This is a genomic window from Falsiruegeria sp. JB4-1 (assembly GCF_055693495.1).
In genome coordinates this window covers 120,512-135,659 of the sequence record NZ_JBVFTZ010000002.1, presented here as the reverse complement: position 1 = coordinate 135,659, position 15,148 = coordinate 120,512, and the positions used below count along the sequence as shown (strand labels likewise).

Below are 15,148 nucleotides of genomic sequence, written 5' to 3'. Positions count from 1 at the left end.
AATACCTGGCTGATGCCGCCAGCGGAAAGAACACCAAAATGGACAAGGGCGCCAGTAGGTTTTCCGGACAGACGCTCGATTCCTCTTAAGGTCACTGCTAGCGTTGCAAACATTCGTCACAAGATCACAGGCAGTTCGTCCTTCCATGACACTGGACCTTGCTTATTTTGAAATGGTCGCTGCCCAGACAGTTGCCAACTTGCCCCACGTTTTCCAAATACTGGCGCAGGATGTCGTGTTGCGTGTCGAAGATTGGCCTTCGGCGCAAATGATGTCCGATCTTGGAGTTGAAGACCCTAGTGAGCTGACGGGTCTTTACGAAGGTATTCCGGTGACACAGAAATCGGTGATGGACATAGTGCCTTCGCCTGATGTGGTCTGGCTTTTTCGCGAACCAATTCTGTCTGAGTGGCGCGCACGCAAGGACGTGGAATTGGACAACCTGATCGCACATGTGGTCGTCCACGAGTTCGCCCATCACTTTGGCTGGAGCGATGATGACATAAGTGAAGTGGATCAATGGTGGCTGTGACCGAGGCCACTTCGGGCCTCGACCAAATTGAATTTATCCCACAATCAACTGCTTGAGTTGCAAGGCCTCGTATTCCAGTTCGTTCAAGCGGAAATTAACGACGTCGCCAATTGTGATCATGCCGACAAGATCATCGCCGTCCACAACCGGCATATGGCGAAAGCGGCCTTCGGTCATGCGCTTCAGAACGGAAACCAGTGCATCTCCGGGTGCGCAGGTTTCGACAGAACTTGTCATGACTTCCTGAACCAGTTTCGGGAGAGTCTGGCCCGGGGTATCAGCCAGTTTTCGAACGATGTCTCGCTCAGACAGAATCCCACATAATGCGCCCTGCTTGTCGGCAACCATCAGCGCACCGATCTCGTTTGTCTCGCAAAATTTCAACAGCATGTCCGAGTGTTTCACCGGGCGCGATAGTGATGACGTGGCTGCCTTTCTGGCTCAAAACTTTGCTAACCGTAGCTGTTTCGGGCTGTGTATTGCTGCTTTGGTCCTGGCTGTGTGATCGGGATTTCGCCTGATCTTTGCGCATTGGGGCCTGGTACGACGTTGGCATGGAATTGTTATCCTCCCTCAGGTGTTGCCGTTCTCCTCATGAATCAGCATAACCCAAGAAAGTCTTGATGCGGGAAAAAAACGTGGGCGATTTCATCCTAACCCCTACAATAGCAACGGTGATTTTTTTCCTGGCATGCTTGTCAGGGTACCAATACCGGCGGGTTTGGAAGAATGAGGGGCCGAAATGGCAACTCTGGATTTACGGTCTGATGGCCGCGAGCGGGTTGTTGATTTTGGGATTCAAACCGTTGACGGTTTGAAGGGCAGGCGAGTTAGATCGCCTTGCTATCCATCTGGGCGCGTTCCAGCATTTTTTTGCGCGCGGGCATTCCAGGCGCTCGCGCAAGGGGCTGTTGGGGTCGATTTCTTTCGAACACACAAGGCATTGATCGGAATCACCGATGGCGTTCAACCCGCCGCAACTGCCCTTAATCGTGCGTCCCATCAGGATCACGCCGAGGGCCATCCCCAGCATGATCACCATCAAGATACCAAAGGTCAGGGCAAACGTGGCCATTGCTACGTTCCTTCTCTGTGGCGGTTACGCAGTCAGAGCTTTGAACTGCGCGCTTGCCTTGGTCTTGAACCGCAGATCAGACGCCTCTTCGTCACGTTCGATGAACATCACAGCCAAGTTCTGAGCTTCGGCGATTTCCAGGCCGCGCTCGCGACCCAGGATCAACATAGCCGTGGCCCATGCGTCTGCAAGCATCGAGTTATCCGCCAGCACGGTCGCCGAGGCGGTTTTGTGCGTGATCGGACGGCCGGTTGCAGGGTCGATAATATGCGAATAACGCTGGCCGTCTTTCTCGAAATAGTTGCGGTAGTCACCGGAGGACGCCATGCCCAGACCCGAGATGCCAACAACCTCCATTACGCCGCCCGACAGGGCCGCGGGCTTTTCGATCCCGATTTGCCAAGGCAGGCCGCTAGCATTCTTGCCGGATGCATAGAGGTCGCCGCCGATCTCGACCATATAATCTTTGATTCCAAGGGCTTCGACGGCGCGGCCTACGTGATCAGCACCATAGCCTTTGCCGATGGCCGACAAGTAAATCTGTGCATCGCCTTGGGTTTTCTGTAGCGAGGAACCGGCAACTTTGAGGGTGTTTGCGTGACCAGAGCGGGCTTGCGCGGCGGCGATTTCAGCATCGCCGGGCAGGTTGGTTGCGCCGTTTGCGCCAAAGCCCCAAAGCTCGATCAATGGTCCCATCGTTGTGTCAAAACGACCTTCGCTGGCGATGTTTACGGTTTCAGCCGCCTGCATCACATTTGCGAGATTGTCAGATACTGCAACGGCGTCGGTGCCAGTTTGCGCATTAAAGCGCGAGATTTCCGAACGGGGGTCCCAGTTGGACATCTGCTGGTTCACTTCGGCCAGTGCGCCGTCGATTGCGGCGCGCAGATCCGCTTCCTTGACCTGACCTGAGGCATCCAGTGCAACCACGTTAAAGGTGGTTCCCATGGTTTTGCCGGTGATTTCCAGCGCGGCAGTGCCAGGTTTGCACGCGGCGGCCAAAGCCAACGATGACAGAATGAACGTACGGCGCGAAAACTTGGTCAAATCGGGCACGAGAGACACCTCTTTTGGGAATCGACGGGTCGTACACGTATATCCGACACATCGAAGTTCGTTTCAACTCCGGGCTTTTGTGCGACATTGGCCGATACTTCAACCAAAAAAGTACACACAAAGTTGCAAATGAACACTTTCGCCCATGGCTGAGTCCATGCATAAGCTAGCCAAACTTTGACAAAGAGGTAAGTACCGTGCAGCGCTTCTCGCTACGCAAGGGCTTAAACATCCCGATCACGGGTGCCCCAAGTCAAAACATCGAAGATGGGCCTGTGGTTCGAACAGTCGGTGTTCTTGGCGATGACTACATTGGATGGAAACCTCGGATTGCGGTGGCAGAGGGTGATTTGGTCGGACCCGGCTCGCCGGTTCTGATCAGCAAGGACATGCCGAGCGTTCAGGTGGTCTCGCCCGTGGCCGGTCGTGTCAAGGCGATCAACCGCGGTGCGCGTCGCAAGCTGGTCAGCGTCGAAATCGAAGTGGGCGATGGAGCAGACGCGGTCGATTTCTCGAATGTGGGCGATCTGTCGACATCCGAGGGTCTGGTTGAACGTCTGTCGGCTGCTGGTCTTTGGACCGCGTTCCGTACACGGCCGTATTCCAAGGTGCCCGCCCCCGAGACACGCCCCGCCGCGATCTACGTGACTGCGCTGGACACCGAGCCGCTCTCAGGTGACCCCGCGCAGATCATCAACGCCGAGTCCGAAGCGTTTGCCACGGGTTTGGCCGCAATCGCCAAGCTATCCGAAGGCAAGACTTACCTGTGTCAGGCTGACGGAGCGTCCTTGCCCGGTGGCGAGGCACAAGGTGTTGAGACCGTGGCCTTTGCCGGCCCGCACCCCGCTGGTCTGGCCGGGACGCATATGCATTTCCTAGAGCCACCTGTCGGTGACAAGGTCGTCTGGACCGTTGGCTATCAGGATGTGATCGTCATTGGCCGCTTGCTGATGACCGGCAAGTATGACGCTTCTTGTGTGATTGCTTTGGCTGGCCCGGTCTGCACAAATCCGCGCCTGATCCGCACGGTTGCTGGCGCGTCGATGGTAGATGTCGCTCAAGGCGATCTGCCGCAGGATCTACCTGTGCGCATGATCTCGGGCTCGGTTCTGAGCGGACGGGCAGGGGAGGGCGAAAGCGCCTATCTGGGTCGCTACGCACGTCAGATCACGCTGATGGAAGAGGATCACAAGCAGATCCCCATGGGTTGGATCCGACCAATGTTTGCCAAATACGCACTTCAGCCAGTGCTGGGTTCGGCCCTGTCACGGGCCAAGTTCCCGCTGACCACCAACCTGAACGGCGGTCGCCGTGCGATGGTGCCTCTGGGTACGTTCGAAGAGCTGATGCCGCAAGATTTCCTGCCGACACAGCTGCTGCGGGCAATGCTGGTGATGGACACGGACCAGGCGCAACTGTTGGGCGCAATGGAATTGGATGAAGAAGATCTTGGCCTCGTGGGTTTTGCCTGCCCGGCCAAATACGAATACGGCATGGCGCTGCGCGACTGCCTGACGAAGATCGAGAAAGAGGGGTGAACCGTGGGCTTGCGTAGCTTTTTCGATCGGATCGAGCCGCACTTTGTAAAGGGTGGCAGGTATGAGAAGTTTTTCCCCATCTACGAGATGGTGGAAAGCTTCATCTACACTCCGAAGACCGTAACGACCGCGGCACCTCATGCGCGGTCTTACGTGGATATGAAGCGGATCATGACATACGTCGTGATTGCGACCATCCCTTGTATCCTGATGGCTCTGTACAACACGGGCTATCAGACCAACCTGGCAATTGCCGAGTTTGGTGCCTCTGGTTGGCGTGCTTGGATCATCGAGACTTTGGGCATCGGGTTCAACCCGGCCAATCCCTTTGCCAACATGATGCACGGGCTGCTCTACTTCCTGCCGATCTACATCGTGACACTGGTTGCGGGTGGTATCTTTGAAGTGGTCTTTGCCACGGTACGCGGGCACGAAGTGAACGAAGGTTTCCTTGTTTCATCAATGCTCTATGCGCTGATCGTTCCCGCGACCACGCCGCTGTGGCAGGTAGCACTTGGCATCATCTTTGGTGTGGTGATCGGCAAAGAAGTCTTTGGCGGCACCGGCAAGAACTTCCTCAACCCTGCTCTGACTGGCCGAGCGTTCTTGTATTTCGCCTATCCCGCGCAGCTGTCTGGTGACAGCGTTTGGGTTCCGGTTGACGGCTTCACCGGCGCGACCGCGCTGGCCGTGTCGGCCTCAGACGGGTTCCAGGAACTGGCCGCGCGCGGCATGAGCTGGTGGGACAGCTTCTATGGCTTCATCCCGGGTTCGATGGGCGAAACCTCGACTTTGGCGTGTTTGATCGGCCTTGCCTTCCTGCTCTTCACCAAGATCGCCAACTACCGAATGGTTGTCGGCTGTCTGGGCGGCATGATCGGTTTCACACTGCTGCTGAACTGGATCGGTTCCGACACCAACCCGATGTTTGCGATGCCGTGGTACTGGCACCTGGTGCTGGGTGGTTACGCCTTTGGCCTGGTATTCATGGTGACCGAGCCCGTGTCGGGCGCGCACACCAACATGGGCCGCTACATCTACGGCGCACTGATTGGTTTCATGGTTGTGATGATCCGTGTGATCAACCCGGCCTTCCCCGAGGGCATGATGCTTGCCATCCTGTTCGGAAATGTTTTTGCACCGCTGATCGACTACTTTGTCGTGCAGGCCAACATCAAACGTAGGGCAAAGCGAAATGCCTGAGGAAAACCAGAACCAAACCCCCGCTAAGGGACCCATTGGCCGCTTTCTGGCTTTGCCGCCGGATTCTGTGCCAAAGACCGTCTTTGTTGCCGTAACCTTGTGTCTTGTGGCGTCGATGATCGTGTCGGCCGCCGCCGTGGCGCTGCGTCCGCTACAAGAGGTCAACGCGCTGAAAGACAAGCAGATCAACATTCTGCAAGTTGCAGGCATCTATGACCCAAGCGAAGACGTGGTCGAAGCTTTTGCCGCGTTTGAGCCGCAGGTGCTTGAACTGGCGACGGGTACATTCACAGACAAATTCGACGCGGCGACGTTTGATGATCGTGCCGCCGCCAGTGATCCCGAGTTGTCGGTTGCTCTGACTGACGATCCGGCCGGTATTGCCCGTCAGGGCAAATACGCCACCGTCTATCTGCTGCGCGATGATGCGGGCGATATCGACAAGGTGATCCTGCCGATCCACGGTTATGGCCTATGGTCGACGCTCTATGGCTTTATTGCTCTGGAAGAGAACGGCAACGACATCTTTGGCCTGCAGTTCTATGAGCACGGCGAAACGCCGGGTCTGGGCGCCGAGGTGGACAACCCACGTTGGAAGGCTCTGTGGAGCGGAAAACGACTGGCCGACGAAAACGGGGACCTGCAGATCAGCGTAAGCAAGGCGGCTCCAGCGGCCGGTGCTGACTACCACATCGACGCCCTGTCGGGTGCGACACTGACCACGGTGGGTGTCCACAACCTTGTGAACTTCTGGATGGGCGAAGCCGGGTATAAACCGTTCCTGGACAACCTTAAAGCGGGGAACCTGTAATGGCACAAAAACGCAGAGAAATGCTGATCGACCCGCTGGTCGACAACAACCCGATCACGTTGCAGGTTCTGGGCCTTTGTTCGGCTCTGGCTGTGACCTCGTCGCTGCAGGTGGCGTTTGTGATGACCGTCGCTGTGACCCTGGTGACCGGGTTTTCGTCGATGTTCATCTCGATGATCCGCAACCAAATCCCCGGTTCGATCCGGATCATCGTGCAGATGGTCATCATCGCTTCGCTCGTGATCCTGGTGGACCAGATGCTCAAGGCCTATGCCTTTGAGATTTCCAAAACGCTGTCGGTCTTTGTAGGCCTGATCATCACCAACTGTATCGTGATGGGCCGCGCCGAGGCCTTTGCCATGAAGAACCCGCCGATCGACAGTTTTATCGACGGTATCGGCAACGGCTTGGGTTATGGCCTGATCCTCATGCTGGTCGGCTTTGTGCGTGAGCTCTTCGGCTCAGGCAGCCTGTTTGGCGTGACCATCCTGGAAACCGTCAACAACGGTGGCTGGTATGTCCCCAACGGCCTGTTGCTGCTGCCCCCGTCGGCGTTCTTCATCATCGGTCTGATCATCTGGGCATTCCGTGCCTGGAAGCCCGAGCAGGTTGAAGAGCGTGAATACAAAATCCAAGTGGTCGAGGCGCACTGATGGAAGGTCTCATCTCTCTCGCGGTCAAGGCGATCTTTGTTGAAAACCTGGCCCTCTCGTTCTTCCTGGGTATGTGTACCTTTATCGCCGTGTCGAAAAAGATCTCGACTGCGATTGGTCTGGGCATCTCGGTCATGATCGTGCAGGCGATCACCGTGCTTACCAACAACCTGATCCTGAACTACCTGCTGGCGCCCGGCGCGCTGGCATGGGCGGGTTTTCCGGATGTGGATCTGACCTTCCTTGGTCTGATCTCCTACATCGGGGTGATCGCGGCGCTGGTTCAGATCCTGGAAATGGTGCTCGATAAGTACTTCCCGCCGCTCTACAACGCGCTTGGCGTGTTCCTGCCGCTGATCACAGTGAATTGCGCCATTCTGGGTGGCTCACTGTTCATGGTGGAACGTGGCTATGACTTCTCGGAATCAGTGACCTACGGGCTGTCGTCTGGTTTCGGTTGGGCGCTGGCGATTACCGCCATGGCCGGTGTGCGCGAAAAGCTCAAGTACTCGGACATTCCCGATGGTCTGCAGGGCCTGGGGATCACATTCATCACCGCAGGTCTGATGGCGATGGCCTTCATGTCCTTCTCTGGCGTGAAACTGTAAGGGAGGCTGAATAGATGGAAACTTTTGGCCTGGGCATCGTCCTCTTTACCCTGATCGTTCTGGCACTTGTCACGATCATTCTGGCCGCACGCTCGCGGCTGGTGTCGACTGGCAACGTCAACATCACCATCAACGGTGAAAAGACGATCTCGGTCCCGGCGGGTGGCAAACTGCTGCAAACGCTGGCCGAACAGAAGCTGTTTGTCCCGTCCGCCTGCGGCGGTGGTGGCACCTGCGCGCAGTGCCGTGTGAAAATCCATTCGGGTGGCGGGTCGATCCTGCCGACCGAAGAAAGCCATATCACCAAGCGTGAAGCCGCCTGTGGCGACCGCCTGTCCTGTCAGGTCGCGGTCAAGCAGGACATGGAAGTGGAAGTCCCCGAAGAGGTGTTCGGCGTCAAAAAGTGGGAGTGCACCGTGCGTTCCAACGAGAACGTCGCAACCTTCATCAAGGCGCTGACACTGGATCTGCCCGAGGGTGAGGATGTGAACTTCCGCGCTGGTGGCTACATCCAGATCGAAGCACCCCAGCACCAGCTCAAGTACACCGAATTCGACGTCGAAGAGGAGTACCGTGAGGATTGGGACAAGTTCAATCTGTGGCAGTATGAATCTGTTGTCGCCGAACCAATCGAGCGCGCTTATTCGATGGCCAACTACCCGGACGAAAAGGGCATGATCATGCTCAACGTCCGTGTTGCCTCGCCGCCTCCGGGCTCGCAAGGTATCCCGCCGGGTCAGATGTCGTCATACATCTTCAACCTCAAACCGGGCGACAAGGTCACGATCTCGGGTCCGTTTGGCGAGTTCTTTGCCCGCGAGACGGAAAAAGAGATGGTGTTCATCGGTGGTGGTGCGGGCATGGCCCCAATGCGCAGCCACATCTTTGACCAGCTTAAGCGTCTGAAGAACAAGGATCGCAAGATCACCTTCTGGTATGGAGCCCGTTCCAAGCGCGAGATGTTCTTCGTTGAGGACTTTGACGAGCTGGCCAAAGAGTTCCCGAACTTCACCTGGCACGTGGCGTTGTCTGATGCGCTACCCGAAGACGACTGGGGTGGCTACACCGGATTTATCCACAATGTTCTGTTCGACGAGTACCTCAAGAACCACCCGGCGCCCGAGGATTGCGAATACTATATGTGTGGGCCGCCAATCATGAACCAGTCGGTGATCAACATGCTGCTCGATCTGGGTGTTGATCGCGAAGACATCATGCTGGATGACTTCGGCGGGTAATCGAAACCCAAAAATATTTGGTCCCGGTTGGCTCGCCCAGCCGGGGCTTTTGGGTTCAGTGGGTCATCCGAAACTCAAACAGTTGCACATGTCGGCGACAGTGGCCTTAAGCGCCAATCATAGGGTTTTGAGCTTTCTCCAAAGGGCACGTGGCCAGGCGTTCAGTTTGCTGGAATCAATCCCAATGCGACTTTCATGCGCGCTGAGCTGCAAAAGCACTTCTTGGCATACTCAACCTTTCGAATTGCGTCGCGATTGAAACCCACGGCCTGTTCACAGTCTTCCCGCGCCGCGCTTAGCCATCTGAAATGCCGAACCGTTGGCGCCATTGCTGGTCAGTTGACTATAGTACCCGGCAGCCTCGCTTACACGTGTCACAAGATCGTTTTGCAGCGCGTCCCCAACATCTGCCGTCGACAGTGGAATTTCACGGTAACTGCGACAGGCAGCCAAGATGTCTTCCAATCCCACAGTTACCCGGCGATTTGCCCGTTCGGGTGTTGAAACAGCGACCAGAAGTTCATTTTTGCCGCGGGTCTCGGTTTTACCAACCCGCTCCACCGGTACGCCAGAAGCACGAAGCGCGTTGGCCACCGCTTGGGCGCGTCGCAAGCCGAGATTGTTGTTGTAGCTGTTGTTTCCAACAGCGTCTGTGTAGCCAACGATGACTGTGGGTTTGTACGTATCTACAGACTTCAGAGCTTCGGCGATTTCGGCAACTTTTTGTCTGCCTTGAGCATCCAATTGATCGGAATCAAAGTCGAAGTTGACCGTGCCGAACAGCTGCGCAGACAACAACGAAGGAACAATACCGAAAAAGATCGTTGCCATTAGGCGCACAACAGTCAAACGCATAGAAATTCCTTTTGAAGGTAAGTTAACTGTTGTTGCATTGTGGACAACGCTTGGGAAATATTCAAGTAATCGAAGTCAGCCTTATGTCCGCTGGGGCAAAAGGGTATAGGTTAGTGTTTATGACATTCAAATGTTCATTGCCGAATATTTCGTCCGTAGCAAAGCAATTGCTTTGTTCGATCAGCGCTGCCTTCGTGTTGAGTGCTGGGGCTGGCAAAGCCGATGCTCTGACGCTCCAGGAGGCGATCCTTTTTGTTCTAGAAACAAATCCTGAGATAAAGGCCGCAGAATCTAACAAACAAGCCATCGAGTTTGAGTTGGAGCAAGCCCGCAATTTCTATGCTCCAAATGTGTCGTTGGAAGCCTGGGCTGGGACAAGTGAGAATCGAGGGACAGCGACACCAGATTTGGGGTCCGCGCCGGGATCAGTTGAAGGGTACGAGCTGCGCGCACGCGTGTCCCAGATGCTGTTTGACGGGTTCAGAACACGATCCGAGATTGAACGGCAAGCCTACCGGATCGACGGCGCTGCTTATCGGGTTTTGGAGCGCTCCGAAGTGTTGTCGCTGGAAGCTGTGCGATTGTATTCGGATGTTTTGCGTAATCAGGCCCTTTTGTCACTGGGGCAGCGCAACCTGACCTATCATCGCGAAGTGTATGGCCGTTTGAAAACCGGATTTGATCGCGGCGTTGTTGGCATCGGTGATTTGCAACAAGCCGAAGAGCGCGTGTTCCTGGCCGAGGACATCATCCTGGAGTTTCAATTGAATCTTGAGGATGCCCAGACGCTGTTTCTAGAGACCGTCGGTGTCGAAGCCAAAGCCTTGCAAACATTGCCGTCGATCGCCCGTGCGACGCCTGCGTCTTTGGACCTTGCCATAGCCCGTGCGCGTTCAGACAATCCGACGATCCGTTTCATGCAAGCAGACGTTGGTTCGGCCGAGGCCCTGGCGCGTCGGGCGAATTCGAACCAATATCCAACGTTGCACTTGGAAGCCGAAGGGCGCACAGGCGAAGATGTCGGTGGTTTTTTTGGGGACCGGGATGATTTCAGCGTCGGGGTGATCATGCGCTACGAGTTCCAGTGGAACCCGCAAGCGAGCAGTCCGACAGGAGCAGGCCCGCCGTGTGAACGAAAGCAAGTCTCATCTTCTGGGGCACACCCGTCGTGTAGAAAGCGAAGTTCGCCAGTCTTGGTCAACGCTCAGATCCGCCAAAAGGCGCCTGACAACGATCCAAGCTCAGGCCAACCTTTCCCGCAAGCTGCGAGAAGCATACGAGTCCGAATATCTTGTTGGGAATCGATCACTTTTGGACGTTTTGAATACGCAAAGCGCTTTGTTTCAGGCCGAAGCCAACCTGATCAATGCGAGGAGCCTGGCGACTTATGTCGAATATCGGTTGTTGGCATCAATCGGGGTATTGCTTCCGACACTGGGTTTGGAGCCGCCGGAAGATGCTAAACCCTATGCTCGCGATCAGGTTGGTGCACCCGGATTGAGTGAGACCAGCAGCGAACGTCAGTTTGACGCCAGCTCGTTCAAGAACTGGCGGAAGTCGATTGACAAGTAAGCCTGTTGGCGAGGCAGGAGAGGCAAAATTTCTGACTCTAAAAAACAGTCTGATGCGACACCACGAGTTCGGATCAAGCCTGCGGCCTCCAAGGGGATAGCCTCGTCGAATGTGCGGGCGTCCCGTGAGTGGGATTTTGCGCGGATGTCATCTGATCCTTTGGCGCAGGCGGTTGCTGCCTGCGCGCAGCTTGCCGGTCAGGACATTGGTGTCGAGGGGCTTCTTGCGGGTGTGCCTTTGCCGCGTGATGGCATGCTGACACCTGCATTGGCGGCCGCAGCTTTAGAGGAACACGGGTTCCGGGCTCATCTTGCTAAACGGCGGCTGAAAACACTGCCGGATGGTGTGCTTCCGGCCGTCCTATTTCTGCGCAATCGCGAAGCTTGTGTCCTGGTTGAAGTTGGTGACGATAGCATGGTCATCATTTGGCCCACGCGGTCGGACGAGCCGATGCAGATCTCCAGTGATGAACTGCTCACAGAATATGCGGGACATGCTTTGCTGGTGCGTCGTGACGCAGAGAATTTCGAGCCGAAAGGTACTGAACCCAAGTCGAACCGCCATTGGTATTGGAGCGTCGCAGCGCGGTATTGGCCGGAATACACACAGGTCATTCTGGCATCGGTCATTGTCAACATTCTGGGCCTAGCTGTGCCGATCTTTACGATGAATGTTTATGACCGTGTGTTTCCCACTGCCGCCATAACCACCCTCTGGTCATTGGTGACTGCGGTAGGTGTCGCGTTGTTGTTTGACGCCCTACTGAAATGGATAAGAGCCGCCGTTGTCGACAACGTCAGCCGCAATGTGGATCAGGCTGTGTCAGCGTCAATCTTCCGCCATCTGTCGGATTTGGAACTGCAACAGGCACTGCAACCTGCCGGGGCGCTGATCAACACGCTGAAAGACTATGAGCAGGTACGAGACTTCTTTTCCTCTCAAACGCTTGCGACGCTGACAGACCTGTGTTTCAGCGTGTTCTTCATCGCAGTGATTGCCTATCTGGGTGGCCCGTTGGCTTATCCGTGCGGCCATTGCGTTGGCCATTGTGCTCGTGCTGGGTGCGATCATCATGATGCCCTTGCGCGGTGCAACGCACGCGTCCCGGCAATCAACCGGAGTCAAGAATGCAGTCGCCGTCGAGGCGCTCACTGAATTGGAGACATTGAAATCCATTGCAGGGCAGGGGCGTATGCAAGCCCGATGGGAGCAACACGTCGCCGAAAGTGCGCGTGTGAATGAGCGCAGCAAGAAACTGGCTACGTTTTCGACGACGCTGACAGGATTTGCCCAACAGGCTGCAAGCATCGGGATTGTAATCATCGGTGTATACCTTGCATTCGAAGGCAGCATTACAATGGGTGCGGTTATTGCCGCGATGATCCTTTCAGGACGAGCATTGGCTCCAACGGCAGCATTGTCGGGGCTGTTCGTGCGTGCCAGCTTTGCCTTCTCAACCTTGCGCAGCCTGAATACTCTGATGGCCAGCCCCTCGCAGAAACCAGCCTCGAGTGACGTACTGAACGCGCGCATTGATCAAGGTTCTTATGCGTTCAAAGACGTTTCGCTGGAATACCCTGGGGCGTCGGTGCCCGCTCTGAAGAATATCTCGTTTGCTTCGCCTGGTCTGGAACGCATCGGGTTGATTGGACCGGTTGGGGCTGGAAAAACCAGCCTTGTCCGGTTGATGAGTGGATTGTATCGCCCGACCGAAGGTCTTGCGACGCTTGACGGGTTGAACCTTTCCCAACTCGGTCCGGCAACCTTGCGTCGCGATGTCCAACTGGTGACACAGAACGCAGTCTTGTTTTCCGGCACACTGGCCGAGAACATCGCGTTTGGTATGCCCCAGGCCACTGTCGAAGATGTTTTACGAGTTGCCCGTCTAACCGGGGTGGATGGGTTGGCCGCCAAGAACCCAATGGGGTTTTCGATGCCAATTTCAGAACGGGGAGCCAATCTGTCTGGTGGTCAGAGACAAATGGTGGCTTTGGCGCGCGCATTGTTGCCCAAGCCGCGGGTACTAATACTGGATGAACCGACGTCGTCCATGGACTCTGCTACTGAACAGTTCTTTGTCGAGCGCCTGAAACGGATCCTTGCTCAGCGATCAATGACCCTGATCGTTTCAACACACCGGACAAGCTTGTTGGCGTTGGTTGACAGAATTCTTGTACTTGAAGAGGGCCGGATCAAACTGGATGGACCTCGCGACACTGTTCTTGCTGCGATGAAGGCCCCAAAGACATGAGTGGCGACGATTGGAAGGTTCGCGAATTTGCCCAAGGGCAAGAAGCGGCGCGCTTGGGCCGGTCGTCAAGACTGTTGACCTTGCTCCTGATTGCCGTCGTGGCTTTGGTTGGGGCAGCTGTCTTTTGGGCGTCACAGGCGCGGATCGAAGAAGTGGCACGGGCACAGGGCAGGGTGGTACCGTCTGGAAAGGCGCGGGTTCTAGAAAGCCTCGAAGGGGGTATTGTACGGGAAATTCTGGTTCGCGAAGGAGATGTTGTTGAAGCGGGCCAAGTCATTATCCGCATAGATGACACCGGTTCAGCGGCCTCGTTGGGTGAACTCAACGCACAGATGCAGGCACTTTCCATCCGTGGATTGCGGCTGGCGGCAGAGTTGTCAGGCGCGGAGACATTGAAATTCGATGGCTCTGATGTCGACCCTGAAAGCCCCTTGGCTCTTAGAGAGATCGCCATTTTTGACAGCCGCAATGCCAGTTACTTCGGGCAGCGCGCGGTTCTGGATGCACAACTGAGTCAGCGTCAGCGTGAAATTGAAGAGACAGAAGGTAACTTGACGCGAGTGGCGGAAGGTATTGCCCTGCTTGAAGAGGAAATCGAACTCAAAACTGAGAGCGGTGTGGTTCCTCGGGCGCAGATCATTCCTATTGAGCGCGAGTTATCGGCCCGTCGGCAAGAACAAGATGCGTTGGTCAGTCGACGCGAACAGGCACGAGCGGCTTTGCGGGAAGCAGAAGCGCGGCTTGAAGAATTGAAACTTCAACGCCGGGCAGAAATCAGCGTTGAACGTTCTGATACACTCAATCAGATCAGTGTGATCGAAGAGAGCATCAAAAGTGCAAGCGATGTTGTGTCCCGAGCGTCGTTGCGGGCACCTGTGACGGGCATCATCTCACTGTTAAACGTCCATACCATTGGTTCTGTTGTCGCGCCGGGTGAAGAACTCTTACAGATTGTTCCGCAAGATGATCGGCTTCAGGTAGAAGCGCGCATCCGTCCAGAGGATGTAGCATTTGTCTATCCTGGCCTTCCTGCAAGCGTGAAGCTGACCTCTTTCGACTTCACTATTTACGGAGCGCTGGACGGAGAAGTGGTGAGGGTAGGGGCCGATGCTCAGCAAGACGAGGCGACAGGAGAGATTTATTTTCCGATCGTTGTTGAAACAGAAGACAACGTGTTGATCCGTGGGGAGGAACGCCACGATATTCGACCTGGAATGGTCGCGTCGTTGGATATTCAGACGGGTGAGAGAACTGTTTTAGACTATCTATTGAAACCGTTTCGGAAAGCCCAGCTTGAAGCACTACGTGAGCGCTAGTTTAATCTGTCCGTCCTATTCGGTCTGCGGAAAGTCAACGTCCCGAAACTGCTTTACAATACTCGGATATTGGATTGTCACAAAACAGATCTGAACACTGGCCTTTGTGATGAACCTCCGCTGCTCAAGTTTTCGTAATCATACTAACTTGTTGAGCTTGCGATCTTCGTGGGTGGCGTATTTTGAATAGTCACGCAACAAAGCTAGTTCCAGGCGGCTTCAACCTTGATGAGTTCAACTCCTGATGCGCCAGGTGGCGGCGACAGGATGGTTCTGCCAGCATGTTTGTCAGATCAAGAAAATGATCAGTTACCATCGACTTGGGTGTTCTACGAGTCCAATGAGAAGTTGACTGTTTTCATAAGCCTGACGGCTTTCGCCGCGAGATCGACAAGCATTCTGGACATCAGGTGGAAATTGTATCCGCCGAAAGAGCCAAC

The 15,148-nt window shown here is 55.5% G+C and carries 13 protein-coding genes and 3 pseudogenes; 12 read left to right on the top strand and 4 right to left on the bottom strand.

The features are described 5' to 3' along the window. Nucleotides 1–145 precede the first annotated feature (145 nt). Complete coding sequence (locus tag ACZ1HE_RS22570; RefSeq protein WP_472624828.1) at nt 146–532, top strand: metallopeptidase family protein; 387 nt, start codon at nt 146–148, stop codon at nt 530–532. A 33-nt stretch (nt 533–565) separates the two neighbouring features. Here ACZ1HE_RS22570 and ACZ1HE_RS22565 read toward each other — a convergent pair. From ACZ1HE_RS22565 to ACZ1HE_RS22555, 3 genes and pseudogenes are all read right to left on the bottom strand, one after another. After that, a pseudogene (locus tag ACZ1HE_RS22565) lies at nt 566–1,088 on the bottom strand (CBS domain-containing protein). A gap of 312 nt (nt 1,089–1,400) precedes the next feature. After that, a pseudogene (gene nqrM, locus ACZ1HE_RS22560) lies at nt 1,401–1,607 on the bottom strand ((Na+)-NQR maturation NqrM); the annotation flags it as partial. 24 nt (nt 1,608–1,631) lie between these two features. Continuing rightward, the gene (locus ACZ1HE_RS22555) at nt 1,632–2,663 is read right to left on the bottom strand and encodes an FAD:protein FMN transferase (RefSeq protein WP_472624826.1); all 1,032 of its coding nucleotides are present in this window, start codon (nt 2,661–2,663) and stop codon (nt 1,632–1,634) included. A gap of 197 nt (nt 2,664–2,860) precedes the next feature. Here ACZ1HE_RS22555 and ACZ1HE_RS22550 point away from each other — a divergent pair, with 197 nt between their 5' ends. From ACZ1HE_RS22550 to nqrF, 6 genes are read left to right on the top strand one after another with little or no spacing between them, the layout of a single operon-like run. Next, nucleotides 2,861–4,201, top strand: a complete 1,341-nt coding sequence (locus ACZ1HE_RS22550; RefSeq protein ID WP_472624824.1) for a Na(+)-translocating NADH-quinone reductase subunit A — start codon at nt 2,861–2,863, stop codon at nt 4,199–4,201. Between the two features lie 3 nt (nt 4,202–4,204). Continuing rightward, nucleotides 4,205–5,404 carry an NADH:ubiquinone reductase (Na(+)-transporting) subunit B gene (locus ACZ1HE_RS22545; protein WP_472624822.1) on the top strand — a complete coding sequence of 400 codons (1,200 nt, stop codon included), beginning with the start codon at nt 4,205–4,207 and terminating at the stop codon, nt 5,402–5,404. After that, nucleotides 5,397–6,215, top strand: a complete 819-nt coding sequence (locus ACZ1HE_RS22540; protein ID WP_108791083.1) for a Na(+)-translocating NADH-quinone reductase subunit C — start codon at nt 5,397–5,399, stop codon at nt 6,213–6,215. Before ACZ1HE_RS22545 ends, ACZ1HE_RS22540 begins: the two co-directional genes overlap by 8 nt. Beyond that, nucleotides 6,215–6,868, top strand: a complete 654-nt coding sequence (locus tag ACZ1HE_RS22535; RefSeq protein WP_108791081.1) for an NADH:ubiquinone reductase (Na(+)-transporting) subunit D — start codon at nt 6,215–6,217, stop codon at nt 6,866–6,868. Before ACZ1HE_RS22540 ends, ACZ1HE_RS22535 begins: the two co-directional genes overlap by 1 nt. Beyond that, on the top strand, nt 6,868–7,476 hold the full coding sequence (nqrE, locus tag ACZ1HE_RS22530) for an NADH:ubiquinone reductase (Na(+)-transporting) subunit E (protein WP_472624819.1): 609 nt from the start codon (nt 6,868–6,870) through the stop codon (nt 7,474–7,476). Before ACZ1HE_RS22535 ends, nqrE begins: the two co-directional genes overlap by 1 nt. A gap of 14 nt (nt 7,477–7,490) precedes the next feature. Beyond that, a complete protein-coding gene (nqrF, locus tag ACZ1HE_RS22525) occupies nt 7,491–8,714 on the top strand; it encodes an NADH:ubiquinone reductase (Na(+)-transporting) subunit F (protein WP_085797993.1) in 1,224 nt (407 codons plus the stop codon). A gap of 273 nt (nt 8,715–8,987) precedes the next feature. Here nqrF and ACZ1HE_RS22520 read toward each other — a convergent pair whose 3' ends face one another. Beyond that, entirely contained in the window at nt 8,988–9,569 is a 582-nt protein-coding gene (locus tag ACZ1HE_RS22520; protein WP_472624817.1) for an OmpA family protein, read from the bottom strand. An 83-nt stretch (nt 9,570–9,652) separates the two neighbouring features. Here ACZ1HE_RS22520 and ACZ1HE_RS22515 point away from each other — a divergent pair. The 5 genes and pseudogenes from ACZ1HE_RS22515 to ACZ1HE_RS22495 all read left to right on the top strand — a co-directional run. After that, nucleotides 9,653–10,294 (top strand): annotated as a pseudogene (locus ACZ1HE_RS22515) (TolC family protein); the annotation flags it as partial. A 403-nt stretch (nt 10,295–10,697) separates the two neighbouring features. Beyond that, nucleotides 10,698–11,141 carry a TolC family protein gene (locus ACZ1HE_RS22510; protein WP_472625072.1) on the top strand — a complete coding sequence of 148 codons (444 nt, stop codon included), beginning with the start codon at nt 10,698–10,700 and terminating at the stop codon, nt 11,139–11,141. A gap of 144 nt (nt 11,142–11,285) precedes the next feature. Continuing rightward, nucleotides 11,286–12,296, top strand: coding sequence for an ABC transporter transmembrane domain-containing protein (locus ACZ1HE_RS22505; RefSeq protein ID WP_472624815.1), 1,011 nt, complete (start codon nt 11,286–11,288; stop codon nt 12,294–12,296). Next, the gene (locus ACZ1HE_RS22500) at nt 12,214–13,392 is read left to right on the top strand and encodes an ATP-binding cassette domain-containing protein (RefSeq protein ID WP_472625070.1); all 1,179 of its coding nucleotides are present in this window, start codon (nt 12,214–12,216) and stop codon (nt 13,390–13,392) included. The genes ACZ1HE_RS22505 and ACZ1HE_RS22500 overlap by 83 nt, the downstream gene beginning before the upstream one ends. Continuing rightward, on the top strand, nt 13,389–14,708 hold the full coding sequence (locus tag ACZ1HE_RS22495) for an HlyD family type I secretion periplasmic adaptor subunit (RefSeq protein ID WP_472624813.1): 1,320 nt from the start codon (nt 13,389–13,391) through the stop codon (nt 14,706–14,708). Before ACZ1HE_RS22500 ends, ACZ1HE_RS22495 begins: the two co-directional genes overlap by 4 nt. Nucleotides 14,709–15,148 lie beyond the last annotated feature (440 nt).

Coding starts and splice junctions, on each gene's coding strand:
- ACZ1HE_RS22520 (WP_472624817.1), bottom strand. CDS start 9,569: ATGCGTTTGACTGTTGTGCGCCTAATGGCAACGATCTTTTTCGGTATT.
- nqrF (WP_085797993.1), top strand. CDS start 7,491: ATGGAAACTTTTGGCCTGGGCATCGTCCTCTTTACCCTGATCGTTCTG.
- ACZ1HE_RS22540 (WP_108791083.1), top strand. CDS start 5,397: ATGCCTGAGGAAAACCAGAACCAAACCCCCGCTAAGGGACCCATTGGC.
- ACZ1HE_RS22535 (WP_108791081.1), top strand. CDS start 6,215: ATGGCACAAAAACGCAGAGAAATGCTGATCGACCCGCTGGTCGACAAC.
- nqrE (WP_472624819.1), top strand. CDS start 6,868: ATGGAAGGTCTCATCTCTCTCGCGGTCAAGGCGATCTTTGTTGAAAAC.
- ACZ1HE_RS22570 (WP_472624828.1), top strand. CDS start 146: ATGACACTGGACCTTGCTTATTTTGAAATGGTCGCTGCCCAGACAGTT.
- ACZ1HE_RS22495 (WP_472624813.1), top strand. CDS start 13,389: ATGAGTGGCGACGATTGGAAGGTTCGCGAATTTGCCCAAGGGCAAGAA.
- ACZ1HE_RS22505 (WP_472624815.1), top strand. CDS start 11,286: ATGTCATCTGATCCTTTGGCGCAGGCGGTTGCTGCCTGCGCGCAGCTT.
- ACZ1HE_RS22500 (WP_472625070.1), top strand. CDS start 12,214: ATGATGCCCTTGCGCGGTGCAACGCACGCGTCCCGGCAATCAACCGGA.